We start from the raw sequence: 26925 nt of genomic DNA, 5'->3' as shown, positions 1-26925 counted from the left end.
GATGTTGGTGACGAAGATGAAATTCGGCAGCAGTTTGCCCGCCGCGTCGTACACCGGGAAGTACTTCTGGTCACCTTTCATGGTGTAAACCAGCGCTTCAGCCGGCACCGCGAGGAACTTCTCTTCAAATTTCGCCGTCAGCACCACTGGCCATTCCACCAGCGAAGTGACTTCTTCCAGCAGGCTTTCGCTCAGATCGGCAATGCCACCAATCTTCTGCGCAGCCGCTTCGGCATCAGCTTTGATTTTGGCTTTACGCGCCGCGTAATCCGCCACCACTTTGCCGCGTTCCAGCAGCAGTTGCGGATACTGATCGGCATGATCGATGGTGAATTCTGGCTCGCCCATAAAGCGATGACCACGAATTACGCGATCGGACTGAATACCCAGAATGGTGGCCGGGATCAGCTCATCACCCAGCAGCAACGTCACGGTATGCACCGGACGCACAAACTGCACGTCGCTCGCGCCCCAGCGCATCAGTTTTGGAATCGGCAACTTGCTCAGCGCGGTGGCAACCATCGCTGGCAGCAGCGCCTGCGCGCTTTCACCGGTGATTGATGCGCGATGCACCAGCCATTCGCCTTTATCGGTGCTCAGACGTTCAGCCTGATCCACGGTAATGCCGTTACCGCGCGCCCAACCTTCAGCCGCTTTGGTGGCGTTGCCATCAGCATCAAACGCAGCGGCAATCGCCGGGCCACGCTTTTCCACTTCGCGATCGGGTTGTGCCGCCGCGAGATCGGCAACTTTCAGCGCCAAACGACGCGGCGCCGCAAACCAGCTCACTTCGCCATGGGTTAAGCCAGCGCTGTCGAGCTCGGCGGTGAAGTGCGCAGCAAAGGCTTCAGCCAGGCTGCGCAGCGCTTTCGGAGGCAACTCTTCGGTGCCAATTTCCACCAGGAAAGTTTTATCGGTCATGGCTGCCTCTTACTTGTTTTTATTGCACATCGGGAAGCCAAGCGCCTCACGGGACGCATAATAGGCTTCCGCCACGGCTTTCGTCAGGGTGCGGATACGCAGGATGTAGCGCTGGCGTTCAGTAACTGAAATCGCCTTGCGTGCGTCCAGCAGGTTGAAGCTGTGCGCCGCTTTCAAAATGCGCTCATAAGCAGGCAGTGGCAGCGGTTTTTCCAGCGCCAGCAGCAGCTGCGCTTCTTTCTCATACTGCTCGAAGCAGGTGAAAAGGAAGTCGACATCGGCGTATTCGAAGTTGTAGGTCGATTGTTCCACTTCGTTCTGATGGAACACTTCGCCGTAAGTGGTTTTGCCGAACGGACCGTCGCTCCACACCAGATCGTAAACGCTGTCTACGCCCTGAATGTACATCGCCAGACGCTCTAAGCCGTAAGTGATCTCGCCGGTGACCGGCTTGCACTCCAGACCGCCAACCTGCTGGAAGTAAGTGAACTGCGTCACTTCCATGCCGTTCAGCCACACTTCCCAACCGAGTCCCCACGCGCCAAGCGTTGGGTTTTCCCAGTTATCTTCAACGAAGCGAATGTCGTGAATGGTTGGATCCATACCCAGCTCTTTCAGCGACCCAAGGTACAGCTCCTGAAGGTTGTCCGGGTTAGGTTTGATCACCACCTGGAACTGGTAATAGTGCTGTAAACGGTTCGGGTTTTCACCGTAGCGTCCATCGGTTGGACGACGCGATGGCTGCACATAGGCGGTGGCCATTGGCTCTGGGCCTAAGGCACGCAGGCAAGTCATCGGGTGTGAGGTGCCGGCGCCCACTTCCATGTCCAACGGTTGGACAATGGTGCAGCCCTGGCGCGCCCAGTAATCCTGCAAGGTCAGGATCAGGCCCTGAAAGGTCTTGGTATCAAACTTTTGCATGTTGAATTCGCACGCGATACGGATCGGTTAAAAAAAGAGTGCGCCAGTATACCCTTTGACCGCGGATTGTGCAGCCGGAAATCCAGGCGAGAAAATCGGCGCTTGCGCACCGGTTTAGACGGCTAAAACGCGGAGATAAGAAAATCGTATACGATTCAAAGTCAGTGATCTACCACGCCAATAAAAACACAATTTATCATTTAAAATCATCATCATGAATAAAACATCAGCAAATCCTATTACGTGATAAACATCACCTTTTCGACCCGATGGTCAAAAATCGCACATTGACACTCGTATAATCGTATACGAAATTGCGGTGAAACAGATTTGCTTGAGATTTCACCATGAAGATTGCGTTGAGTTATCCAGGAATGAACGCCAGCGACCGCCCGATGGGGCCTGCGCCGCTGTCTGCCGCCGTGCTGCACGAACCGATGTTATTCATTTCCGGCCAAGTGGCGATTGACCCGTACAGCGGCCAGATTGTGGGCAGTGACATCGCTAGCCAAACGCGGCAGGTACTGAAAAACGTCGGCGATCTGCTGAGCGAAGCCAACATGACCTTCGACAACGTGGTGCGCGTCACCATCTATCTGACCGATCTCACTACCTTTGCCGCCATGAACGACGCCTATAGCGAGTTCTTCCAGTTCCCGTTCCCGGCGCGCGCCACCGTGGGTATTCAACTCAACCATCCTGACCTGCTGGTCGAGATGGAAGTGACGGCGATGCGCTAATGCACATTCATATTGAGAACGACGCCAGCGCCCCGCGCGCGCTCCATCTGTCGATTGAGCAACTGCAACAGCGGTTGGATGCCCATCCACAGCTGCGTAACCACTTTAAGCTGAGCGAAAACAGCGACAGCACGCAGACCGCCACTTTCCTCGCCAACTGCGACATTTTGTGGAGCGGACGCAAGCTGGCACTTGATGAGTTCACCACGCCGCGTCTCGGCTGGGTGCAGGTGATGTCGGCGGGCGTCGAGCAATGGCTGGCGCACTGGCCGCAAGGCGTAACGCTGACCAACGCGTCCGGCGTGCACGGTGACAAAGGCGCCGAGTTCATTTTGATGGCGGCGCTGATGTTCAACTTCGGCATTCCCGGATTTTTGCAGGACCAGGCGCAGCGCCTGTGGCGTCCCACGTTTGGCGGCTGCGCACGCGGCAAAACCGTGTTGCTGCTGGGTGTTGGCGGCATTGGCGCAGCGGCGGCGCAACTGCTCACCGCGCAGGGTTATCGCGTAATTGGCGTGACGCGCAGCGGCCAGTGCGATGCCAACGTGGCGCGCTGCATTCGTATTGATGCGATGGACGATGTGCTGCCGCAGGTCGATGTGGTGGTTTCCACCTTGCCGCTGACGCCACAAACCCATCGCCTGTTTGATCGCCGTCGTCTGGATCTGCTGCCTGCACGGGCGGGCATTGTGATTGTGGGCCGTGCTGATGTGTTCGATTACAGCGCAATGCGCGAAAAGCTGTGCGCAGGCGAACTGGCGGGCGCAGTGCTGGATGTTTATCCGCAAGAACCTTTACCGGCTGACGATCCCTTGTGGATCACGCCCGGCGTGGTAATGACGCCCCATTGCAGCCTCGACGATCACAGCGCGTATCTCGCCGGTTGTCTCGATGTGTTTCTCGATAACCTGCTGCGCTTCCGCAGCGGACAGCCACTGCGCAACCTGGTTGATGCTGAAAGAGGGTATTGAGGGTGCACTTTTCCCCTCACCCTAACCCTCTCCCGCACGCGGGAGAGGGGATAAATAGTTTTCCAGCCCGCACTGTCGGCCCCCTCTCCCACTTGTGGGAGAGGGCTGGGGTGAGGGACAAGCAGCTCCACCAAAGCACCAAAGACGTTCATAAAACACAAGGTCATCGCTTTCTCATTCACCAGCACCAGGGGAACCTTATTATGAAATTTGCACGCATTGCTTTGTTAATCTCTGGCCTCACCGGCAGCTTGCTGGCGGGCATCTCCAGCGCCCACGCGGCCAGCACCGATCCGATCACCCCAACCGCTAGCGACTTCGCCGCCATGGCGCAGTGCAAGGCGCTGCAAACCAAATATCCGTCGCTGAAAGGCAAGGATCTGGTAGTCGGACTCGGCGGCTACACCAAAGGCTTCGAAGCGCCATCCGAGAAAGATCCCAGCATCATTGAAGGTCTCGATCCATCGCTGTTCGAGCGCATCAGCAGCTGCTTAGGCGCGAAACACAGCTATCAAAGCGGCTCCTTCAACGTATTGCTGACCTCAATTTCCAGCGGCCGCGCTGACATCGGCCCAATGCTGTACGTCACTGACGAACGCATGAAGCAGATCGCCTTCGTCGCCTCAATGCAGGTGCAAGACGGCTCAATTCTCGCCAAAGGCAACCCGAAGAAAATCAGCAGCGTCGATGACCTGTGCGGCAAAACCGTGGCCGCTGCCGCGGGTTCTTACGAAGCCAACAAACTGGTGCCAGAGCAAAGCGCCAAATGTACCGCCGCAGGCAAACCCGAAGTCAGCATGTTGATGGTGCAGAACACCGACAACAGCATTCAGGCGGTGAAAAGCGGTCGTGCTGATATCTATCTGACCGAAGCCGGTTCGGCGATTGCCATTGCCAAAGCCGACAAAACGCTGGAAAGCGGCTTCACCGTGGATCTGCCAATCATGGTTGGTTTCCCTATCGCCAAAGACAACGCCACGCTGCGCGGCGCGGTACTGGATGCAATGAAGGTGATTCAGGAAAGCGGCGCACAGAAAAAATTGCTGGATTACTGGGGCCAGGGCAGTGCTGCTGAGCGTCCAGTTGTTGCACGTGGTTAATGCATAAACTCAGCCGCCTCGGTGTTGCAGCCGAGGCGTTGAGGAGGATAACGCCTTGGATGATTTTCTCAAGTATCTGACCTTCCCCTACCTGTGGGAAGGCGCCGTCATCGCCGTGCAGCTGTTAGTGGGCGCGCTGGCCGGTGGCATTTTGATTGGCTTTTTCCTGGCGTTAGCCAGCAACTCAAAGCACTGGTTTATCCGCATTCCGGTGAAAGTCTACATCTATACGCTGCGCGGTACGCCAGTGCTGTTGCAGCTGATTCTGCTGTACAACGTGCTGCCGGAATTTGGTCTGCGTCTTGATCCGTTCACCAGCGCGCTGCTGGCCTTGATGATCAACGAAACCGCTTTCTGCGCCGAAATCATTCGCGGCGGCATCATGGCCACCGATCGCGATCAAAGCATGGCGGCGCAAGCATTCGGTTACTCGCGCACCAAAGAGATGATTCACGTGGTGATTCCGCAGGCACTGCGCGCCATTTTGCCGACCATGGGAAACGAAACCGTTGGCTTGCTGAAATCCACTTCGCTGGCGTCGGTGGTGGGCGTGAACGAATTGACGATGCGCGGCCAGGCGATTGTGTCGCAAAACTTCCTGTTTATTCCGGTGCTGGTCGCCTCGGGCGGCATCTACCTGATTCTTTCCACGCTGTTGGCGGGCGGCCAATGGTGGCTGGAGAAGTTCTACAACCTCGATGAACGTGCGCGCCGTGCGCGGGCAAGATTGGCAAAACTGCCGCCGGAAGCTGACGTCACTCCGATGCAGCTGCCAAAACGTCGCTGGGATACGCAAACCGCTGCGCCCGTGCTGGAAGTTGATCAGCTGTGCGTCGAATACGCCGGTAAAGCGGTATTGAAATCGCTGTCGCTTACCGTGCGTCGCGGCGAAGTGGTGGTGCTGCTCGGGCGTTCCGGTTCGGGCAAAAGTACGCTGTTGAAATCAATTCTGGCGTTGACGCCACGCAGCAGCGGTACCATTCAAACTGAAGGCCACTTTATGGGCAGCGACGAGAATGGCCGCGCGCTGGCGCAACGTCATTTACCGGCCAACCGCGCCAAATCCGGCATTGGCATCGTGTTCCAGCACTTCGCGCTGTTTGATCATCTCACCGCGCTGGAAAACGTGATGAGCATTCTGCTGCGCGTACAAGGTGCACAGCCAGAAATTGCACGCGCCAAAGCGATGCGTGCCTTGAAAATGGTGGGATTGGGCGATTTCGCGGCCTCATTGCCGCACGAACTTTCCGGCGGCCAGAAACAGCGCGTTGGCATTGCGCGTGCGCTGGCGGCAGAACCGCAAATCCTGCTGTTCGATGAACCCACCTCGGCGCTCGATCCCGAGCTGGTACGCGAAGTGAACCAAACCATGCGCAGCCTGGCACAAACCGGCATCACCATGATCATCAGTACTCACGACATTGCGTTTGCCGCAGGCGTGGCCGATCGCGTGGTGTTCCTGCAAAACGGTGCGCTGATTGAAGAAGGCCCACCGGCGATTCTGCAAAATCCGCAGACGCCGGCCTTCGCCACCTTCCTTGAGCATGAAAATGCTGTGGAGGCGCAACATGCCAACGCGCTTTGAATTAACGGCGCGCGAACGCCTCGGCGATGCGCTGTTCCGCTACATGCAAGGCCAACCGGCTGATGCGCTGGGCGACGAACCGGACGCCAATCAACAGGCATTGCGCCGCTTTCGTCTGCTGCCGCGCGTGTTGCAGGGCAATGACGGCATCGACACACAGATTTCGCTGCGCGATCAAAGCTGGAGCGCACCGATTGGTGTCGGCGCGTTTGCTGGCGACCGCATTTTCCATGAAGAAGGCGTGTTGCCAATTGCGCGCGCCTGTAAACGTCTGCAGCTACCGCTGGTGATCTCGGAAGAAACCGTCACGCCGCTGGAGCAGATTGGCGCGGAGTACGATCGCTGCTGGCTGCAACTGCGCGCGGCGGGCGATGTCGGTCGCATCAAAGACTTAATCGATCAGGCCGCGCAGGCCGGATTCAAAAACATCGTGCTGACGGTATTAGCGCCAGTGCATCCGGTCGCCGGTTTGCAGCCTGGCGGCTTCTCAATTGGCGATGCGTTAAAGCAGCGCGGCTGGCACACCATCGGCGGCACGCAGCCTGGCGTTGAACCGCTACCGGCATTTCCGGTGTGGCGCTGGCAACAGATTGATGAAGTGGCCGCGCACTGCGCCGATCATCATATTCCACTGTGGCTGAAAGGTATTTTGCATCATGACGATGCGGCGCAAGCAGCGCAGCACGGCGTGAGCGGATTGATCGCCTCAAATATTGGCCTGCGCCAAAGCGCGCGTTGGGCGACGCCGGTTGATCAACTGCCAGATTTGCAAGCCGTCACGCGCTTGCCGCTGCTGCTGGATGGCGGCGTGCGTTGCGGCAGCGATGCGGTAGTCGCGCGTTGTCTTGGCGCATCGTTGTCACTCAGCGTGCGACCGATCATCAGTGCGTTAGTGGCGGGCGGCGAAAGCGCAGTATTCGATGTGCTTTCCGGCTGGATCAATGAAATCACCGCGATCGGTCATTGGTGCGGCGTCAGCGATATGACCGCACTGAACGGCAGTTTCATCACCGAGGTGCGCGGCTAATGCAGAGATTAATCTTCAACCAAGGCGATGCCAGCGAATCACGCATTTACTACTGCGCGCACTATCTGTCGCAAAGCCTCGGCTTGTTTGCGGCTGAGCAACTGGAGGTGATTTTCACCACCAGCGAATCCGGTGGGCACACGGTACAAGGCGGCCAGGTTCCGGCGGTATTGAACCGCGATGCCGATCTGACGCTCGGCGGTCCGATGGTGGCGATGAAGCATTTCCAACAGCACGGTGCTGAATTGCAGTGCTTCTGTGCCTCGGTGGCGGCGAATCCGTGGTTCCTCGCCGCCGCGCAAGCGCAGCCGCAATTCACCCTCATCGATCTGCGTGGCAAGCGCGTGCTGGATGTCGGCAATGTCGGCACCGCCACGCTGACCTTCCGCTGGTTGCTGGCGCGTCACGGTTTGCAGGATATTGAATTGATCGCTGGCAGTGGCGATCAGGCGCGCGATTTTGCCGCGGTTGCCAACGGCGAAGCCGATTATGCCCTGCACGCCATGCACATGCTGGCACCGGCCATCGCCGTCGGACAATTGCACAGCGTCAGCAGCCTGGCCGACGTCTGCGGGCACGTGCCGTGGAGCGCCTACATCGCGCGCGCCGATGTGCTGACCGAGAAAGCCTCCGCCTTCGCCGCCTTCTCACGTGCCATCGCCCACGCACTGAGGTGGATCGCTGAACACAGCGCCGCCGAGCTGGCAGAACAAGTGCAGCCATTCTTTGCCGATTATCCACACGACGCGCTGGTGCGCGGTCTGGACGCCTATCAACAGGCCCACGTTTTTGCGCCCGGCTGCGAAATTCCGCGCGCTGAGTTTGATCATTTCACCCAGCTACTCGGCGCGATTGGCTGGCTGGATCCATCACAACCGGTGCCGTACACGGCGCTGGTGACGCAGGCAGGAGCAGAGTGATGAAACAGTTAATTATTAATGGCTTGGTGGTAACAGAAACCCGCGCAGCCTTGGCTGATTTGCTGATTGAAAACGGCAAAATCAGCGGCGTGTTATCGCCCGGTGCGATGACGCAGGGCGCGGATGAAGTGATTGATGCGCAAGGGCTGATCATCGTGCCCGGCGCAATCGATGTGCATACCCACTTCACCGGTTCGCACGATTTCCCGCAGCAGGAATTGCGTGAAGGCACGCGCGGCGCGGCGGCGCACGGCGTCACCACCATTGTTGAGATGCCGCATTCATTGCCGCCAGCCACCACGCTCGCCAATTTTACCAACAAGAAAAGCTGGTTGGCCGAGAACTGCTCAGTGGATTACGCCCTATGGGCTGGGTTAGACGGAAATAACGTGCATGAACTGGCGGCGCTGGATCAGGCTGGCGCGCTGGCGTTCAAAGCCTTCTTGTGCAGCGGCGCGCCGAACGGCGAAGCCACCGATGAGAAAGGTTTGCCGCGTCTGGATGATGACGGTTTGCTGCGTGCGATGCGTGAACTGGCGACCTTCGACGGCCTGATTGGTGTGCACGCGGAGAACCACGACATTTTAATCGGCGCTGGCAGCGAACAGCGCCGTGCCGGACGCAAAGATGCCCGCGCCCACGCGCTGGCTGGCCCGGAAATCGCTGAAATCGAAGCGGTTGGCCGCGTGCTGGCAGTAGCCGAAGAGACCGGCGCTCGTTGCCATATCGTCCACGTCAGTTCGGCACGCGCCGCTGAAACTATTGTCGCCGCCAAAGGCCGCGTGCGCGCCAGCTTCGAAACCTGCCCGCACTATTTATTGCTCGATGAAGACGATTTGGTGCGCATTGGGCCGAACGCGCGCTGCGGCCCGCCGATTCGTCCACGTCCGGTGGTGGATGCATTGTGGCAGGTGCTGCTGCGCGGCGAAGTCGACATGATCGCCTCCGATCACTGCCCGTACACGCCAGCGCAGAAACAGGCCGGTGAAGCCAGCATCTGGGATGCCGGCATGGGATTGACCGGCGTTGAAACCCTCAGCCCAATGTTCTTCAGCGCGGCGCATATTGAACGCGGCGTGGCACTGACTGAATTTGCCCGCATGACCGCCAGCGGCCCGGCCAAAGCGTTCCAGCTGTGGGGCAAAAAAGGCGCAATTGCACCGGGCTTCGATGCCGATTTGGTGTTCTACGACGCCAATCAGAGTTGGACAGTTGCAGGCGAAAAATTCCAGGGACTCGGCAAGTGGAGCGCATTTGAAGGGATGCGCTGTCAGGGTAAAGTGGTGCGCACATTGATACGTGGCGTCACGGTATTCCAGGATGATCAGATGCAGGTTGAACCCGGCTTCGGTCAATTCGTGACCCGACAGGTTTAAACAGGACAAATAACATGGCAGGAAAATCGTCTACCGCTCGCCGTAAAAACAGCGCCCCGCTGGCGCAGGAAGCGGCAACAGATAGCAACTGGAGCGCGGCACGCCCGCGCACGCTGGTTGATCACGCTGTTGATGCCATTCTCAGCGCCGCCTCGCGCGGCCTGATCCTGCCCGGCGACCGCATTGCAGAGCCGGAACTGGTGGCAAAACTCGGCATGAGCCGCGTGCCGATTCGTGAAGCGCTGCGCATTCTCGAAAGCCAGGGCATCGTCACCAGCGAGCCATATAAAGGCATCCGCCTGATGGAAATTTCGCATCAGCGGCTGGAGCAGATCATTGATGTGCGCATCCCGCTGGAGACGCTGGCGTGCCGCCGGGCGATTGAAGCCGGACGCAACGGTGCGGAGCAACTCAACCTGCTGTATCAAGGCGTGGCGCAGATGCAGACCATGATGCAAAACGATGATGTGTACGGTTTTGCCTCCGCCGATACCGATTTTCACCGCACGCTGTGCAGCTTCGCGCACAACCCGGTGCTGAGTAATTTGTGGGAGTCGATTGCCCGCCAACTGACGGTGATTTTCGGCCTTTCCACCATGGGCAAATCAATGAGCGACATCATTGAAGAGCACCAACGGCTGATCAATGTGTTTGCCGATGGCGATATCGCCAAAATTTCCGCCGAGGTTGAGAACCACATCCGCATTCAAGCGCTGGACGTGGATTACGAAACCCTTATTACGCAACGCCGCCAGCACCGTTCCGCTCTCGGCTGATTTGAATTGCCTTACACCAGGGAAACTCACTATGAAAATCACCAACGTTGAGGCGTTTTACCTGCGCCTTCCCGTGATTGAACAGCGCACCGACAGTTCTCAGGATGCGCTGCTGATCAAAATCACCACCGACGCGGGCATCACCGGTTGGGGCGAAGTGGATGGCAGCCCGTATGTCACCAAAGCGATTATTGAAGCGCCCTATTCGCACACCATGGTGACGGGCCTGAAATCGCTGCTGATCGGCGAAAATCCGCTGGAAACCGGCCGTTTGTGGAAAAAGATGCACAAAGCCACCATCTATTACGGTCGCAGCGGCGCGGTGTTGCAGGCGATGGCGGGCATCGATATCGCCTTGTGGGATATCAAAGGCAAAGCGCTCGGCAAACCGATTGTCGAACTGCTGGGCGGCGCGATGCGCGACAAGATGCGCGTTTACTCCTCCAACATGTTCCAGTTCAGCGTCGAAGAGACGGTGGCGCGCGCTAAACACGCTATCGATACCGGCCACACCGGCGTGAAGTTTGGTTGGGAGCCGTTCGGTACTGACGAAGCGCTGGATCTGCGTTATCTGGAAGCGCTGCGTGAGGCGATGGGCGACAGCGTGGATTTGATGCTGGATGTTGGTCACGTGTGGGATGCCAAAACCACCATTCGCCGCAGCCAGCGTTATGAACACCTCAACCTGTTCTGGATTGAAGAACCGCTGCATCCAGACAACTACGCCGGTTACGGCCAGGTTTCAGCGGCCTGCCAGCAGCACATCGCCGCCGGTGAGCAAGAGTGTTCGGTGGTGGGTTTCCAGCGTCTGATTGATGAAGGCGGCATTGATATTGTGCAGATCGATTTGACGCGCACCGGCTTTACTCAAGCGATGGAAATCGCCAGCTACGCGCACAGTCGTGGGCGCAAAGTGTGTAATCACAACTTCACCACCGACATCAACACTGCTGCGTCGCTGCATTTCCTGTGTGCGATTGAGAACGCGCTGGTGATGGAATATTGCGTCGAGCCCGGCGAAATCAGCCGCTCGCTGGCGAAAAATCCAGTGCGTATCGCCGACGGTTACGCATGGTTGCCAAGCGAGCCGGGCCTCGGCGTCGAACCGGATGAAGCGGTGATCGAGAAGTTTTTAGTACGCGATTAATGCGTGAAGGTGGTTCGGTTTCGTAGGGTCGCCATTTAGGGTGACCTCCATAACAGAGAGCTCCGAATTCCATCACCAAAGGTTGTTGGCGCGCCGCCAGATGGCTAACCTCTTGCACAGCGAATGCAAGAGGAAGCCATGCAGCACAAAATTCACTGGATCGATAATCTCCGCGCCATCGCCTGCCTGATGGTGATCGTCATTCACACCACCACCTGGTACATCACCGGACCGATGGCGGTAACCGGCATGAGCTGGGACGTGGCGAACCTGCTCAATTCAGCGTCACGCGTGTGTGTGCCGCTGTTCTTTATGATTTCCGGCTACCTGTTCTTCGGCGAACGCAGCGCGCAAGGGCGGCATCTGCTGCGTATCGTGCTGTGTTTGCTATTTTATAGTGCGGTGGCGCTGGCTTACATAACCTGGCTAACGCCGATCAGCGAAGGACGTTCACTGCTGAAGCTGCTGCAAAAGCCGGTGTTCTATCATCTGTGGTTCTTCTTCGCCATCATCGGCATCTATCTGCTGTCGCCGCTGATTCAAGTGAAAAGCGTCGCGCCGCGTTATGTCGCGATGCTGGTGATCGTCCTAGCAGTGCTGGCGAATCCGAATACCGTCAGTCAATCGCTGGGGCCGTTTCACTGGCTGCCGGTGAATCTGTATGTCAGTGGCGACACCATTTATTACCTGCTGTATGCGCTGCTTGGTCGCGCGATTGGCTGCATGGAAACCGATAAACGCGGCATCAGTTGGCTGGCGGGATTGGGCTTTATCGCCTGCGTAATTGGCATCGCGCTCGGCACTAAACAGATGCTGAAAATTAACGGCGCGTTCAACGATACCTGGTATCTCTACTGCGGTCCGCTGGTGTTTATCGCCGCCATCAGTTTGTTGCTGCTGGCGAAGAACAGCCTGAATCAGCGCACGCTGCCCGGCTTAGCCACCATTTCGCGCTACTCGTTGCCGATCTACGGTTTCCACGCGCTGTTCATCCACTTCCTGCGCACCAATCATTACGATGATATGGCGCGACCGTGGCTCGATTTGCCGTGGGTATTTGGCGTGACGCTGATCGGCAGTTTAGGGCTGGCGATACTGCTGAAACGCGTGGATAAGCATCACTTGGTGAGCTGATCGTCCCAGCGCTGATGCGCCCGACGTAGCTGGCGCGCCGAAGAAAATCCTGCCGCCAGCGCCGCTTTCTCCGCCGCTTCGCCCTGCTGCTGACGCTGGCGCGCAATCACTAAACGCAGCTGTTCGTGATATTCGCGCACGCTGATACCGAGATGCTGGCGAAACAGCCGCGTCAGATGGCGCTCGCTGACATGCGCGCGCTCGGCTAACGCCGTTAACGACCAATCGTGTTCAGGATGGGCAATCATCACATCCTGCGCGCGGTGAATCGCCGGATGCATATGGTTGCGATAACGCAGCCACGGCGACAGTTGCGGATCGTCACCCGAACGGCGAAACCACACCACCATTTCACGCGCCACTCTTAGCGCCTGTGCCGCGCCGCATAAGCGGTTGATCAGATGCAATGCCAAATCAATCCCGGCGGTGATGCCAGCACTGGTCCAGATGCCACCATCTTCGACAAACACACGGTTATCTTTCACTAATGCAGCAGGTGCGGCGGCTTTCAGGCGCGGCAACACATCGTGATGCGTGGTGCACTGAATGCCATCCAACAATCCGGCCTGCGCAGAGAGCAACGCGCCGGAACAGATGCACACTAAGGTGATACGTTTGGCATTAATGGCCGCTTGTTGCTGGCGCAACCAGTCACGCGCTTGTGCGGCCGGTGCGGTATCAAACCAGACTTTGGAGTTAAGTACGCCGGGCACCACCAGCAGGCAGTTTTCCGGCAATTCAGCGGGCAAAGGTGCGATCTCGGCGATGGTCATACCGGTTGATGCCAGCACGCTGGATTGCGGCCCGATGTAATGCAGCGAAAAGTGACCGTCGGCAAGTTGCAGCGTTTCCGCCGGACCGGTGAGATCCAGCGCCATCACGCCAGGAAGAACGAGGAAATAAACGGGCTGCGGCATGGTGGATTCCAGTTGAGTGTGGTGCGTTTTCCCCTCACCCTAGCCCTCTCCCGCCAGCGGGCGAGGGAACTGATCGAGGGTCGATGTAAGCTTGCATTCAGCCTCAGCTTTGCACTATCGGCCCCCCTCTCCCGCGTGCGGGAGAGGGTTGGGGTGAGGGACAGATCAAGCCATAGCTATCAAGATGAATACCTCATCCTATCTGATAAAACCACTTATAACCTGCCAAATCCAGCCATCACTTAGCCACATCAAGACCAACTGTAGAAACTGGCGATAAGTTCAGCCCGAATCGGTCACCATAAATGGCAACCCTACGGCGAAATCGAGTTAACTGAACGCATAAGTTGAGTTATTCCTAGCCGCTATTTGTGCATCCCGCTATAATCCGCCAGCTTCCTGTGAGGAAGATCGTCGTCTCCGGTGAGGCGGCCGGACTTCAAATCCGGTTGGGGCCGCCAGCGGTCCCGGGCAGGTTCGACTCCTGTGATCTTCCGCCACTTCTTATTTTGTTCCCGTCAACGTTCGCCAATCAAAATAATTAAATACCTTGATGCACTGCTCGTTTTGCAGCCATTCGTCACACATTAAAGTAGCCGCTACCGATCTGAACAGGTGAAGGAAACTTATCATCAATGAGCGAATCTGGAGTTTTCCAGCACATTCAAAACCATGAAAACATCGTGAAGGTGATCACCCGCCCACCTGAGCCAGAACAGATTGCCGCCCCGCCGCCGCCAACGCCGCAACGCCAGCCGCAGACATTAGGGCGTTACGGTTCAGCCTTCTGACATTGATCACAAAGCTTCTGCAATCCCTTCCAACCGGCAGGGATTTTTTTGTGACAACTCTAAAGATTTTCTACACGGTGGCGAGTATAAATAGGTGTGCATGCATAGGGTGCATGGATTTGCATGCAAATTCTAACATCCAGTACCCCCCATAGCAGCCCAACTGGCGCGGCCTGAGCACCATCACACACCTGCATGAAAATCGATACATAAAGCGGACAGGCGTGGCGGGGATAGCATTGCGCGCGAAGATGCATGTGATTCGGTACAGGATAATAGAGCACTTTGGTTGAACTCAGTTATCCTGCACTAATGCTATTAGATTCTTTTACTAGCTGATGCCCTTTGATTAGCATCTATTAAAATTATTTTAGATGTTCGTTTATTGGTTTTTTTAAATTCCGTATTTATAAGCTGTAAATCCCTATATTTATTTCGCATAAACCCAACATCCATTATTACAAAAAAACCTCTATCGGTGTCGTCGGCTTTTTTATATATTTCAAGCTGCTTTTCGAAACCATGCACCAAATGATTGTTAGTTGATAATTTTATTTCAACAACAACTTTAGCATCAAATCCTTGAGAGACCTTAAAGTCAACAGGTCCATTACCACCATCAGCCTCTGGACTTATATCTAAGTTATTTGCTTTACAATAAGAATAAGCAACTGCAAATAGTAACCTTTGCGCAGCCTTTTCCTTCCTATTTTTACCCTCTTCAGTCCACATTTCCTTCCATAATCCTTTATTCTCGACTAAATCTAAGAAATGATTGATAATCTCCTCAACTAAAACCTCAACATCGTCAATGTCGAGTTTCCTTTTGAACTTAGATAAGTCAAAGGGATGTTCCTTACTAAAAGAAGAAGATAATCTAGCCCAAAAAAGCTCTCCATTTTTATCGTTATCAAAATCATAAGGCTCTCTATCAATTTCTTTTATTAATTGAAGTAGATCTTCAAAATACTCGCGATTCTCCAAAGCCCTTTCTTTAGCTCTGGCCTTATCTTTTCGGCTCATTGAAGCAAGCAGGCTACCTAAGTTCGCATTTATCCTATCCCGCAGATCAACATTTTCTTTCATTGTGCTAATAGCACCGCTCCAATCTGTCGAAATAGGAAGATCACGAACTATATCTTTTGGGACTAGAATCAGAGGAGTATCGGTCAATGGATTAAGAATTGAAGTGTAATTACACCCTTTAAATTTAAACTCTATAGTTTTTAATTTTAACGTTTCATTTGCCTTAAGAGTAAAATCAATAAGGTTATTGAATATAATATTTGTAGTCATATCACTTATTCTATCGGCACCAATACCTTCTTCAAATAAAGACATAACCATAAAAAGGTCGGGATCATCTATTTTTAATTTTATGATTTTAGATGCTGTAACCATAGAAGTATTAACAAGTTCAGGCCCAAATCCTGAGCCTTTACTGGAAGAACCATAACCTAAGCACGTCCAACCTATTTCTGAAAAAGAGAATAATTTTTTTGCTGCTTTCCAAGCAGGATCATCTTTTTCTTCTGATGCTTTTAAAAGATTAATTATTTTCTCAAAAGTTTCATTATATGTTTTGAATGCATCCCGACTCATTTCTTCATGTTTGCTATCAGATAATAAAAGGGGGTCTATAAAAAGGAGTGTATCTGAATCAAGTAAAACATCAACAACACCTAGTTGATCTAACAGTTCTTCTTTAATACCAAAATGAGATGAGATTGTTGATATAGTCGTTAGTTTAGCCATGCTATTTATCCTTTAAATTGGGATGAAAAATTTTAGAAAAACAAAACTTAGTTAATTTTTATTTTTTTAGGCATAGGGCTATCCGTATTAACATCTACCATATCAAGGTTATATAAAGAGAAGTTTATATATTCTTTTGAGGTTGTTGCCGATTTTTTTAATTTTGGTTTTCCATATATAAAGACGAAAGCTGTGGGTTTGCTCATAATAGATATTGAAGCAATTCTTTTTGTTACTAATTTTTTAATAGGATACTTTTCAATTAGATCATTACTTATGAAAAAAGAAACAGGTAAAACCACTCCCGACTTATCTTTTAGTCCTTTTTTAAATTTTACCTTGTATCCTTTTTCGTATCTATCTACATAAGCCCAACCATAATAAATCAAGCTATTCTCAGGAAGAGATTCTAGGTCTTGCTCCCATATTAACTTGAAAAATGAAGCATATGGAACGCTTTTTCCACTTATGTTAACAAGCCTATTGTCAATTGATTTATCAGCATAATATCTTAAATATCGGCTTACTATTGTCCTAACTGAATATACGCTACTTATAAATCCATTTTGCATCAAATCATAGGTGAGGTTTTTACTTTTATAATTAATTTTTTTCTTTAAGTCATTTCCGTTAGAATTAGTATTCTTGTCTCTAATTTCATAATATGAGGAAGGCCTGACAAGAATAAATGAATCAACAACAGAAAGTTCAACTGATTTTTTTTCACCGTTACCCTCACCACCTACCAAATCCAATATTTTCAATGGTATCTTATTAAAAATCTCACATTTTTCACCATGTTCTCCATAAATTCTAAAATGTGGTACTACCCTCATATTTTGAGTTTCTTCATCGATGTTTGCGCATGTTACTTGTGCTTTGCAACTATCACCTGGGCAAACAAAAGCTTTTTTGTTAGTGATCAGACCAGACCAGTAAAATTCATAAGCTTTGTCCGCATCAATGAAATCTTCAATTTCTAACGAATAGGCAACATCTAAAGGCATAATAATTCCTTTTAACCTCATGATGATAATAATAAATGTAATTTATACTGTCTAAATCATGAACGATCAACCATTAAAAATATTAATGGTCAGCGGATAGATTCGATGAAAGATGGGTAGATAGAAAAATCGCATAATACAAAATTCTAAAAATATAAAACCACTCATGACATTAGCAGCGACTATAAATTTTCTTTACGCCTAAAATTTATAATTTAACGATTACAGACCGTGCCTTGGGGGTAATTATGGGCGCGCATTGTAGCGCAGTAATAAAAAACAATTAATTATCATAACATTAAAAAAATCGCACTCCTGTGATCTTCCGCCATTCTCCTTCTCGCCTTAATCTTCTCCTCGCCTAAAAAAACATCAATCTCATGGTAAGGCTAACTCCGAATCTCCGACATTTTTTCAGTCGTTCGGTAAAACCGAACAACTGCAAATCTGTTCATTTTAGGACCAGTTCTGATTTACACCTTCAACCATTAACCTCAGCCTTGTGATTGAAATTTAACCATAAGAGATTGCGTTATGGATGAAGGTGTCAAAATCGCCATGTCGCCCGTTCAACTTGCGGCGGCGCTTTCGGATAGATCACTTACTGAAGCGGAAACCACGAGTAATCGCCTGTTCGGTGGATTGGGGTTGGTAATGGGATCATTGGAATTAGCCGGTGCGACAGCGCTGTGTCTTGCTCCCGAGCCAACCGGATTAACCAAAGCAGGCTGCGTAGTGGTGGGAGCGCATAGCCTCGACAGCATTAATACTGCGGCCAGACAAATCATCACCGGAAGAAATACTCAGACCGCCACTTTCAAAGCCGCGTCTGCTTTAGCGGAATCCTTTGGAGCAGATAACGACACGGCGATGAAAATCGGCCTGACCGTCGATATCGCGGTCCCGCTCGGCTTTGCCTTAGCGATTGGCGCGACTCGGGTTGCGGCTGTAAGGTCAGGGCGCATCAAACTCAGCGAACATGAGTCTGTAACCGGAGCCAAACCCGGTGGACATACGCTTGCATCACATGTAGGCAAAAGTGACAGCGAGCTGTTGGCCCGTTTTGATGCCAATAAACGTTTATCCTCTTCCACCACTTTTACTAATCTGGAGATTGCTGAAGAGGTCATTTCCAAAGCGTTGTTTGCCAACCGGGCAGCGATAAAATCAGTGTTAGCAGGTGGTAAACCCGGCGCCAGGCTCACCCTTCGCTATCCTACCGGCAAAATCATTGGCTATGGATTTAAGCGTGGCAATGCACAACGACTGAACCTGAAAAATGTCAGAGTTGTCATTGAATTTCATAAGTTTAATGGTAAGCCCTATTACATTCTGACGGCATTCCCCGACTCATAAGGTATCCAATGCAAAACTACCCCAACCTTGACCAATTAATCTTCGGTTATTTCAATCAGGATGCAGACCTGATTAATGAAGGCGAAACCTCGATTGAAGGCATTATCGGGCTGTACAAAAAGCATGTATCGGATGCGGCACTAAACGATCTGGTTATCGAAGTGGATGCCTTTATCGCGGCGCATGGCCAGCAGTTGGAAAGTGTGTTTGCAGAGCGCTATGAATCTGATTTTTCACCCAAGCTTTGGGAAACCAGCGCACTGGAATTTTTACTGACGGTACGCGATATCGCAGCTGAAGAGCAGTAGAGAACTAACAGGAACAGGTAACAACAGAGGCAAGGCGTGGGGAATTAGCGAGATGAATGGCGGATTTTTCTAGCACACTTCCGCTGCCAGCAAATAGCCTTCGCCGTGGCGCGTGACAAACAGTTCGCTGTGTAATTTGCGGCGCAGGCGGCGAATTAGCACATCAATGGTACGCACATTGGGTTGATCGACGCGGTGCGAAGTCAGCATTCGTAGCAGTCGTTCACGGCTGAAGATCTGGCCGGGATTAGTGACAAACGCCACCAGCATTTCATATTCGGCACGCGTCAGTTTTATCGTGCTGCCTTCATGCATCAGCGTGTGACGCGCAATATTCAGGCTGTAACCGGCAAACAGATAACTGTTCTCTTCCGCGAGCGGCGGCGCGTGACGTGCCAGATCGATGCGCCACAGCAGGTTCTTCACCCGCACTTCCAGCTCGCGCAAATCCAGCGGTTTGCTGACGTAATCATCAGCGCCCATTTCCAAACCGACAATACGATCAATCGGCTCATTACGCTCGGTCACCAGAATAATCCCCACCGCGCCACGTTCACGCAGTGCGCGTGTGAGCTGCAAACCGTTTTCGCCCGGCAGATGGATGTCCAACAGCACTAAATCAACCGGCTGCAACAGCATCTGCTCGCGCAAGTCCGCGCCATTAGCGGCCAGCAAGACGCGATACCCGCGCTGTGCAAAGTAATCCCGCATCTGCGTTTGTATTGCTTTATCGCTTTCCACTATCACCATGTGATGCATCATTTTCTCTCCCTGTTGTTCATAACTGTTCATATGTCGCCGCATCCTGTTCATAGCAACCGCTGACCTTGTTCACATCTCATCCCTAAAATTGCCGCGTATTACCGCTCCAACACCAGGGTTATAACAATGAAATCACTCTTAAAGAGATTACGCCGCCCCAGCGCACGCTGGTCGGTGCTGGCGATCCTGCTGGTCGGGATCGTCATTGGCTTGGCAATTATTGTGGTGCCTCACACCGGAATCAAACTCACCAGTTCGACTGAATTTTGTATTAGCTGCCACGGCATGCAGCAGCCGTATCAGGAATACAAACAGTCCACCCACTTTAAAAATCCATCGGGTGTGCGCGCCGAGTGCCGCGATTGCCACATCCCACGCGATATTCCGGGCATGCTAAAGCGCAAGCTGGAAGCAAGTAATGATCTCTATCAGGCTCTGATCGCGCGTTCGATTGATACGCCAGAGAAGTTTGAAGCCAAGCGCCTGATTCTTGCTGAACGTGAGTGGAAGCGCATGAAGGAGAGCAACTCGGCAGTGTGTCGCGGTTGCCACAATTACGACGCGATGGATCACACGCGGCAGAAACCGGAAGCCGCGCGCCAGATGAGCGCCGCCGCGCTGGAAAATCGTTCCTGCATTGATTGCCACAAAGGCATCACTCACCAACTGCCTGATATGAGCAGCGGATTCCGCAAACAGTTTGAAGAGATGCGCAAAAGCGCGGACGCCAATAGCAGCGGCGATACCTTGTTCGCACTGGATATGAAGCCGATTTTTGCCAACAAAAGCGACAAAGCGCCTTCCGGTTCACTGTTGCCAGCTTCCGAAGTGCAGGAGCTGAAACGTGACGGCGATTGGCTACAAGTGCAGATCACCGGCTGGACAGAAACCCAAGGCCGCCAGCGCGTGCTGTCGCTGCTGCCGGGCAAACGCATTTTCGTTTCCTCTATCCGCGACGATCTGCAAAAGAACGCTAAAACACTGGAAACCACCACCGTTGCCGCCACGCAAGTGGAGTGGAGCAAGCTGCAAACCACCGCGTGGATGCAAAAAGGCGACATGGTTAACGACAGCAAACCGATTTGGGCTTATGCCAGCGCGCTGTATAGCGGCACCTGCAATCAATGTCACGGCGCACCGGATAAAGCGCATTTCGATGCCAACGGCTGGATCGGCACGCTTAACGGCATGATTGGTTTCACCAGTCTGGACAAGCGCGAAGAGCGCACCTTGCTGAAATATCTCCAATTGAATGCCTCCGATACCGGCGGCGCGCAGCAGCCACATTAAGGACGCGAGCATGAAAAATTCTGAGTCATTTAACACTTCACGCCGCCGCTTCCTGGTTCAGCTGGGTGGATTGAGTGCCTTGGGCATGGTTGCGCCATCGCTGTTGGTGCCACGTCAGGTGCAGGCGGCAGTTAACGCGCCACAAGGCATTCTCACCGGATCGCATTGGGGCGCGATTCGCGCCACCGTGGTTGATGGTCGCTTTGTCAAAGCCACGCCGTTTGAGCAGGACAAATTTCCCAGCAAAATCATCGCTGGATTGCCCGATCACGTGCACGGCACCGCGCGCGTGCGCTATCCGATGGTGCGCGTAGATTGGCTGCGCAAACGTCATCTCAGCGATACGCGCCAACGTGGCGATAACCGCTTTGTGCGCGTCACTTGGGATGAAGCGCTGGACCTGTTTTATCAGGAGCTGGAACGCGTGCAGACCAGTTACGGCCCCAGCGCGTTACTGAGCAGCAGCGGCTGGCAATCCACCGGCATGTTTCATAACGCGGGTGGCATGTTAAGTCGCGCACTGGCGCTGCATGGCGCATCCGTGGGTAGCGGCGGTGATTATTCTACTGGCGCGGCGCAGGTGATTTTGCCGCGCGTAGTCGGTTCGATGGAAGTGTATGAGCAGCAGACCTCGTGGCCGCTGGTGCTGGAAAACAGCAAAACCATCGTGCTGTGGGGTTCTGACATGGTGAAAAACCAGCAGGCTAACTGGTGGTGTCCGGATCACGATGTCTACGGCTATTACGCGCAGTTGAAAGAGAAAGTGGCGAGCGGCGAAATTCGCGTGATTAGCGTTGATCCGGTGGTGTCCAGCACGCATGAATTTTTAGGCCGCGAAAAGGTGCAGCATATCGCGCTGCATCCGCAAACGGATGTGCCGCTGTTGCTGGCGCTGGCACATACGCTCTACAGCGAAAAGCTGCATGACAGCGCTTTCCTCAGCACCTACTGCGTGGGGTTTGAGCAGTTCTTGCCGTATCTCAACGGCGATAACGACGGCCAGCCAAAAGACGCCGCGTGGGCGGCAAGCTTAACCGGCATTGATGCTGACACCATTCGCGCGTTAGCCCGCCAGTTAGCCGCCGATCGCAGCCAAATCATTGCCGGTTGGTGCGTGCAGCGCATGCAACACGGCGAGCAATGGGCGTGGATGGTGGTGGTGTTAGCGGCGATGCTGGGCCAAATTGGTTTGCCGGGCGGCGGTTTTGGTTTTGGCTGGCATTACAACGGTGCCGGAACCCCAACGCGCAATGGTGTGATTCTCAGCGGTTTCTCTGGTTCAACCACCACGCCACCGCGTCACGCCAGCACTGATTTCAAAGGCTCCAGTAGCACCATTCCCATCGCGCGTTTCGTTGATGCGATGCTGGAACCAGGCAAAGTGATTAACTGGAACGGCAAACAGGTCACGCTGCCACAGTTGAAGATGTGCGTGTTTGGTGGCACCAACCCGTTCCATCGCCATCAGCAAACCAACCGCATTATTGAAGGTTGGCAGACGCTGGAAACCGTGGTGTCGATTGATAACCAGTGGACCGCCACCTGCCGCTTCGCCGATATCGTGTTGCCCGCCACCACGCAATTTGAGCGCAACGACATCGACCAATTCGGCAATCTGTCGAATCGTGGTTTGATCGGCATGAAACAGATCGTAGCGCCGCAGTTTGAGGCGCGTAACGACTTCGATATTTTCCGCGATCTCTGTCGCCGCTTTGACCGCGAACAGGCCTTCACCGAAGGATTGGATGAGATGGGCTGGCTGAAGCGAATTTATCAGGATGGCGTGAAACAGGGCAAAGGCCGCGGCTTGCACCTGCCCGCTTTCGATGCCTTCTGGAACGGCAACGCTTATCACGAATTTACTGATGCTAAATTATTTGTACGCCATCAAGCGTTCCGCAACGATCCCGATCTGGAACCTTTAGGCACGCCGAGCGGCTTAATCGAAATCTACTCGAAGAGCATTGCCGATCTGCAATACGCCGATTGTCAGGGTCATCCAATGTGGTTTGAGAAAACCGAGCGTTCGCACGGCGGGCCGGGATCGGCGCGCTATCCGCTGCACTTGCAGTCGGTGCATCCCGATTTCCGTTTGCACTCGCAGTTGTGTGAATCAGAAACATTGCGCGCGCAGTACAGCGTGGCGGGCAAAGAGCCGGTATATCTCAGTCCGCAGGATGCAGCAGCACGTGGCATTCGTAGCGGCGATGTGGTGCGCGTATTCAATGCACGTGGTCAGGTGCTGGCGGGCGCGGTGGTCAGCGATCGTTACACGCCGGGCGTGATTCGCATCCATGAAGGCGCGTGGTACAACCCGGATCGTGGTGGTGAAATCGGCGCGTTGTGCCGCTATGGCAATCCGAATGTGCTGACGCTGGATATCGGTTCTTCACAGCTGGCGCAGGCTACCAGCGCGCATACGGCGATTGTGAATATCGAGAAATATCAGGGCGAAATTGCGCCAGTCACCGCCTTCTCCGGCCCGACGGAGATGATCGCCAAATGTGATTACATCCCCAAGCCAGATGAAGTGGGTGCGGCATGACGCCAGGGCATTTAAGCGCGCAGCATTATGCTTGCTTGTATAGCTGGTTCGCCGGGTTGTTTGCCCGCGAACTGGATGACGCGCAGTTAGCGCAGTTGCAAAGCCAGGACGTGGCGCGGTGGTTCGAGCATCTGGCGCAACAGCCAACCTTGCAAGCTGGCGTGTTGGCGGCGCGCAACAGCATTGCGGCATTAGCGTTGCGCCGTGACGCGCGTCTGGAATTGGCGGCAGATTTTGCCGGCCTGTTCCTGATGTCGCAAAACAACGCGGCGCTGCCCTACGCTTCCTGCTATCAGCCCGACCAAACCCGTTTCAATCAGGCGGCCTGTGCAGAGATGCAGATTTTGCTGCTACAAGCTGGATTGGAGCGCGATCAGGCCTTTCGTGAGCCGGAAGATCATCTGGCAATTTGTCTCGAACTGTTGAGCCATCTAAGTTTTGCCGTCAGTGAAAATTCAGCGAACCTTGCCGCTTGTTTAGCCTTGCGGGAAAAAGCGCTGACGTTGCTGATGAGTTGGCTGCCGACGTTTACCGCGCATTGCATCGAGCATGATGGGTTTGGCTTTTACGCCGCACAAAGCCAACTGCTGTTGGCGATTGTAGGGTTGGATTGGGCACAGTTTTAAATACTCGCCCCCATCGACAAGCGGTAATGCAGATTCACCTGCTCAATTGTCGGTTGCTGGTTGAGCTTTTTCAGGATGATTTCCGTCGCCACTTTGCCCATTTCGAAACGCGGTGTGACCACGCTGGCCAAGCGCGGCGTGGTCGCCTGGCCGATATCCAAGCCATGAAAACCCGCAATCGCCATGGATTGCGGCACAGCGATGCCCGCCGCTTGGCACTCTTGTAATACACCAACCGCCAGATCGTCGTTGGTGCACAGAATCGCATCCATCTCTGGATAAAGCTGGCGCGCCAGCGTCATCATGCCAGTGCCAATCAATACCGATGAAATCTTGTTCGGCACAATGCGTCCGGCGGGCAATCCCGCCGCTGCCACCGCATCGCGATATCCGGCGTAACGCTGTTCATCACGATGATCCGACATCGAACCGAAATAGATGACATGTTGTTTACCGCTAGCCAGCAACATCGCGGTCATATCGTATCCGGCGCGATAGTTATCAAAACCCACATTGATGCGGCCACGCGCCTCGGTAAGTCCCATCACTTCGGCAATCGGGATGGTGGCGGCGTTGAGGTATTTTTCTGCGCGTACGGTGTGGACCGATTCAGTCAGAATCAGCCCTTTGATGTTGAAGGCCAGCACCGTGGCGATTTGCTCCTCTTCGCGCTGCGCGTTGTAGTCGTAATTGACCACCAACGTTTGATAGCCCTGCGCGCTGGTCACCGACTCAATGCCCGCCAGCAGATCGGCAAAGATTTGATTATGAAAGGAAGGCACTAATACGCCGATGCGCGGTGGATTTTGCTTGCTCGCGCCGGCGTTGTCGCTATCCGCGACGTAGCCGATTTCGGCGATCACGCTAGCGATTTTTTCCGCCGTGGCCGCTTTAACCAATTCTGGCGTGCGCAAATAGCGGCTTACCGTCATTTTGGTGACGCCCGCGAGAGTAGCAATATCGTCCAACGTGATGCGCTGCGTTTTCATTACGGCGTCCGCAAAGAGGTGCTGAGAATCAACGTATTATGCCCGCTGCCCGTTAAAAAATGAAACGCGCCCGACATGCTGAAGCCACTGAAATGAAGAACAGAAATTTCGTCACCATCAGAATAAAAATTTCAGAAAAAAATCAGCAAAAAGCAAGTTCTGCAATGTCCCTATAAACAGCACTGATGAAAAACCTATCAATTCATTGAGCTATCAATACAAGCTTGTTAGCCAAAAGCGCAATTTTCGCAATCCCCTTCACACTTTTCGGAAAAAATGATCCAAAAACCATCATTTAGAACATATATTCCACAACGAAGACCTCTCGTGCATAAAAGTTGAACATCGAAACCTACATCATCCCTCTTTCTGGACACGTAACGTTCAGGCCGTAGAGACAAGGGGCTATAACAATGGATACCAGGCAAAAACGCTACAACATGAAGTATGTCATTCTCTGCTGTACCGTTGCGGCATTTGGCGGTCTGCTGATGGGATATGACTCTTCAATCATCTCGGGCGCCATCGAACCTTTGAGTGAATATTTCCAGCTCACGCCAGCTGAAACCGGTTGGGCGGTTTCCAATATTCTGCTCGGCAGTTTGATCGGTTGCTTTATGGCGCCACGCTTGAGCGATAAGTTAGGCCGCAAAAAATCCCTCGCGATTACCGCGCTGTTGTTCACCGTTTCCGTAGTCGGCACCGCCATCGCCCATAACTTCACGGTGTTTGTTATCTTCCGCATGATTGGCGGGTTGGCGATTGGTTTGGCATCGGTGATTTCACCGATCTACCTGGCCGAACTGTCACCGTCTAAATTTCGCGGTCGCACCTCGGCGCTGTATGCGGTGTGCTGTGTTGGCGGACAATCTGTAGTGCTGCTGACCAACTACTTCATCACCAAATCCACCTTGCCGGACGTGATGATCAATATGGGTTGGCGCTACATCCTCGCCACCGCGCTGGTGCCGTGCGCGCTGTTTATCCTGTTCATCGCCTTTATCCCGGAATCACCGCGCTGGAACGTGCTGAAAGGCAAATATGATGAAGCGCTGGATACCTTGACCAAAATTTCTAACCGCGAACATGCCGAGAGCGTGTTCAACGAAATCAAACACTCGTTCTCGGATAAAACCGCGCAGCAGCACAAAGCGCGTTTGCGCCTGGATAAAACCACCTGGCCGCTGTTGATTGTTGGCATTGGCTTAGCCGTCGGCAATCAGATCAGCGGCATCAACGTGATTCAGTACTTTGGCCCAACGCTGCTGAAAAACGTCGCGGGCAGCACCGATTCCGCGCTGTTGCAGACTTTCTGGTTGTCGATCTGTCAGTTTATCGGCGTGCTGGCAGGCATGATGCTGATTGATAAAGTGGGTCGTCGTAAACTGCTGTTGCTGGGCGCGATCACCTCGTGCGTGTGTCTGACCTACTCGTTTATCGCCTTCTATTACCATCTGCCGGGCATGCTGGCGGTGGTTGGCTTGTTCGCGTACATGATTTTCTTCGGTATGACGTGGGGCCAGATTGTCTGGACGGTGTTGGGCGAAGTGTTCCCAACCGAGATTCGTTCGATTTGCGTTGGGATTTCCATCTGTGCGATGTCGATGGCGAACTTTGTCATCAGCAGTACCTTCCCGATCATGAACAGCAGCCCGATGTTGCTGGATATGTTCCACGGTGGCTTCCCGCTGCTGCTGTTCGCGATTTTCTCACTCGGCATGTACTTCTTCACTTTCCGTTACTTACCGGAAACCGCCAATGTGTCGCTGGAGAAGATCCATGCGTTGGTGTTGCAGAAGTTTAACGTGGAAGCGGATTTGCCAGAGCCCACCACCAGCAGCAAAGCTGCCGAGTCGTTTGATATTCCGCGGCATTGACGGATAAAGTCGCGCAATAAATTACGCCGCTACAGACCGTGCGATCATCTGTAGCGGCGCTTTACTTCTCCCTAAATTTTCGCC

At 53.4% G+C, this 26925-nt stretch carries 24 protein-coding genes and 1 tRNA gene; 18 read left to right on the top strand and 7 right to left on the bottom strand.

Features of this window, described 5'->3' with window-relative positions; all coding sequences use genetic code 11:
* Window positions 1–921: glycine--tRNA ligase subunit beta (gene glyS, locus ABDW13_RS13890; protein WP_343553144.1), on the bottom strand; the 921-nt coding region annotated here is incomplete at its 3' end.
* Between the two features lie 9 nt (window positions 922–930).
* The gene (gene glyQ / locus ABDW13_RS13885; protein WP_343553143.1) at window positions 931–1842 is read right to left on the bottom strand and encodes a glycine--tRNA ligase subunit alpha; all 912 of its coding nucleotides are present in this window, start codon (window positions 1840–1842) and stop codon (window positions 931–933) included.
* 347 nt (window positions 1843–2189) lie between these two features.
* Between glyQ and ABDW13_RS13880 the strand changes: the two genes are divergently transcribed.
* The 10 genes from ABDW13_RS13880 (at window position 2190) to ABDW13_RS13835 (ending at window position 12618) form a co-directional block, all read left to right on the top strand.
* Window positions 2190–2582 (top strand): Rid family detoxifying hydrolase, encoded by a 393-nt coding sequence (locus ABDW13_RS13880; RefSeq protein ID WP_343553142.1) that lies wholly within the window; start codon window positions 2190–2192, stop codon window positions 2580–2582.
* Complete coding sequence (locus ABDW13_RS13875; protein WP_343553141.1) at window positions 2582–3553, top strand: D-2-hydroxyacid dehydrogenase; 972 nt, start codon at window positions 2582–2584, stop codon at window positions 3551–3553. The genes ABDW13_RS13880 and ABDW13_RS13875 overlap by 1 nt, the downstream gene beginning before the upstream one ends.
* Window positions 3554–3756: 203 nt before the next feature.
* Entirely contained in the window at window positions 3757–4653 is an 897-nt protein-coding gene (locus ABDW13_RS13870; protein WP_343553140.1) for a transporter substrate-binding domain-containing protein, read from the top strand.
* A 55-nt stretch (window positions 4654–4708) separates the two neighbouring features.
* Window positions 4709–6238 (top strand): amino acid ABC transporter permease/ATP-binding protein, encoded by a 1530-nt coding sequence (locus ABDW13_RS13865; protein WP_343553139.1) that lies wholly within the window; start codon window positions 4709–4711, stop codon window positions 6236–6238.
* Entirely contained in the window at window positions 6222–7265 is a 1044-nt protein-coding gene (locus ABDW13_RS13860) for an alpha-hydroxy acid oxidase (protein ID WP_343553138.1), read from the top strand. Before ABDW13_RS13865 ends, ABDW13_RS13860 begins: the two co-directional genes overlap by 17 nt.
* Window positions 7265–8185: an ABC transporter substrate-binding protein gene (locus tag ABDW13_RS13855; protein WP_343553137.1), complete on the top strand. Its 921-nt coding sequence runs from the start codon at window positions 7265–7267 to the stop codon at window positions 8183–8185. Before ABDW13_RS13860 ends, ABDW13_RS13855 begins: the two co-directional genes overlap by 1 nt.
* Window positions 8185–9561, top strand: coding sequence for an amidohydrolase family protein (locus ABDW13_RS13850; RefSeq protein WP_343553136.1), 1377 nt, complete (start codon window positions 8185–8187; stop codon window positions 9559–9561). The genes ABDW13_RS13855 and ABDW13_RS13850 overlap by 1 nt, the downstream gene beginning before the upstream one ends.
* A 14-nt stretch (window positions 9562–9575) precedes the next feature.
* The gene (locus ABDW13_RS13845) at window positions 9576–10337 is read left to right on the top strand and encodes a GntR family transcriptional regulator (protein ID WP_343553135.1); all 762 of its coding nucleotides are present in this window, start codon (window positions 9576–9578) and stop codon (window positions 10335–10337) included.
* Between the two features lie 31 nt (window positions 10338–10368).
* Window positions 10369–11484: a mandelate racemase/muconate lactonizing enzyme family protein gene (locus tag ABDW13_RS13840; protein WP_343553134.1), complete on the top strand. Its 1116-nt coding sequence runs from the start codon at window positions 10369–10371 to the stop codon at window positions 11482–11484.
* 138 nt (window positions 11485–11622) lie between these two features.
* Complete coding sequence (locus tag ABDW13_RS13835) at window positions 11623–12618, top strand: acyltransferase (protein ID WP_343553133.1); 996 nt, start codon at window positions 11623–11625, stop codon at window positions 12616–12618.
* Here ABDW13_RS13835 and ABDW13_RS13830 read toward each other — a convergent pair.
* Entirely contained in the window at window positions 12603–13535 is a 933-nt protein-coding gene (locus ABDW13_RS13830) for a helix-turn-helix domain-containing protein (protein ID WP_343553132.1), read from the bottom strand. The two genes, ABDW13_RS13835 and ABDW13_RS13830, sit on opposite strands and share 16 nt — an antisense overlap.
* A gap of 405 nt (window positions 13536–13940) precedes the next feature.
* Between ABDW13_RS13830 and ABDW13_RS13825 the strand changes: the two genes are divergently transcribed.
* Window positions 13941–14035, top strand: a tRNA-Sec gene (locus ABDW13_RS13825).
* Window positions 14036–14170: 135 nt separating this feature from the next.
* Window positions 14171–14326, top strand: a complete 156-nt coding sequence (locus ABDW13_RS13820; RefSeq protein ID WP_343553131.1) for a hypothetical protein — start codon at window positions 14171–14173, stop codon at window positions 14324–14326.
* Between the two features lie 318 nt (window positions 14327–14644).
* Here ABDW13_RS13820 and ABDW13_RS13815 read toward each other — a convergent pair whose 3' ends face one another.
* Together ABDW13_RS13815 and ABDW13_RS13810 are read right to left on the bottom strand one after the other, a co-directional pair.
* Window positions 14645–16081: a hypothetical protein gene (locus ABDW13_RS13815; RefSeq protein WP_343553130.1), complete on the bottom strand. Its 1437-nt coding sequence runs from the start codon at window positions 16079–16081 to the stop codon at window positions 14645–14647.
* A gap of 47 nt (window positions 16082–16128) precedes the next feature.
* Window positions 16129–17088, bottom strand: coding sequence for a hypothetical protein (locus tag ABDW13_RS13810; protein WP_343553129.1), 960 nt, complete (start codon window positions 17086–17088; stop codon window positions 16129–16131).
* A gap of 534 nt (window positions 17089–17622) precedes the next feature.
* Between ABDW13_RS13810 and ABDW13_RS13805 the strand changes: the two genes are divergently transcribed.
* Together ABDW13_RS13805 and ABDW13_RS13800 are read left to right on the top strand one after the other, a co-directional pair.
* Entirely contained in the window at window positions 17623–18444 is an 822-nt protein-coding gene (locus ABDW13_RS13805) for an RNase A-like domain-containing protein (RefSeq protein ID WP_343553128.1), read from the top strand.
* A gap of 8 nt (window positions 18445–18452) precedes the next feature.
* The gene (locus ABDW13_RS13800; RefSeq protein WP_343553127.1) at window positions 18453–18752 is read left to right on the top strand and encodes a contact-dependent growth inhibition system immunity protein; all 300 of its coding nucleotides are present in this window, start codon (window positions 18453–18455) and stop codon (window positions 18750–18752) included.
* 69 nt (window positions 18753–18821) lie between these two features.
* Here the strand turns inward: ABDW13_RS13800 and torR are convergent, their stop codons facing one another.
* Window positions 18822–19514 (bottom strand): two-component system response regulator TorR, encoded by a 693-nt coding sequence (gene torR / locus ABDW13_RS13795; RefSeq protein ID WP_343553147.1) that lies wholly within the window; start codon window positions 19512–19514, stop codon window positions 18822–18824.
* Window positions 19515–19640: 126 nt separating this feature from the next.
* Here torR and torC point away from each other — a divergent pair, with 126 nt between their 5' ends.
* From torC to torD, 3 genes are read left to right on the top strand one after another with little or no spacing between them, the layout of a single operon-like run.
* Entirely contained in the window at window positions 19641–20804 is a 1164-nt protein-coding gene (gene torC, locus ABDW13_RS13790) for a pentaheme c-type cytochrome TorC (protein ID WP_343553125.1), read from the top strand.
* Window positions 20805–20814: 10 nt separating this feature from the next.
* A complete protein-coding gene (gene torA, locus ABDW13_RS13785; protein ID WP_343553124.1) occupies window positions 20815–23349 on the top strand; it encodes a trimethylamine-N-oxide reductase TorA in 2535 nt (844 codons plus the stop codon).
* Window positions 23346–23975, top strand: a complete 630-nt coding sequence (gene torD / locus ABDW13_RS13780; RefSeq protein ID WP_343553123.1) for a molecular chaperone TorD — start codon at window positions 23346–23348, stop codon at window positions 23973–23975. Before torA ends, torD begins: the two co-directional genes overlap by 4 nt.
* On the opposite strand, the gene ABDW13_RS13775 is transcribed toward torD, so the two are convergent.
* Window positions 23972–24964: a LacI family DNA-binding transcriptional regulator gene (locus ABDW13_RS13775; RefSeq protein ID WP_343553122.1), complete on the bottom strand. Its 993-nt coding sequence runs from the start codon at window positions 24962–24964 to the stop codon at window positions 23972–23974. The genes torD and ABDW13_RS13775 overlap by 4 nt on opposite strands.
* 413 nt (window positions 24965–25377) lie before the next feature.
* Here ABDW13_RS13775 and ABDW13_RS13770 point away from each other — a divergent pair, with 413 nt between their 5' ends.
* Complete coding sequence (locus tag ABDW13_RS13770; RefSeq protein ID WP_343553121.1) at window positions 25378–26841, top strand: sugar porter family MFS transporter; 1464 nt, start codon at window positions 25378–25380, stop codon at window positions 26839–26841.
* Window positions 26842–26925: the final 84 nt, after the last annotated feature.

The organism is Pantoea sp., from assembly GCF_039594315.1.
GTDB lineage: Bacteria > Pseudomonadota > Gammaproteobacteria > Enterobacterales > Enterobacteriaceae > Pantoea.
The sequence above is the reverse complement of the archived record's forward strand: the minus strand, read 5'-3'. Positions and strand labels throughout refer to the sequence as shown.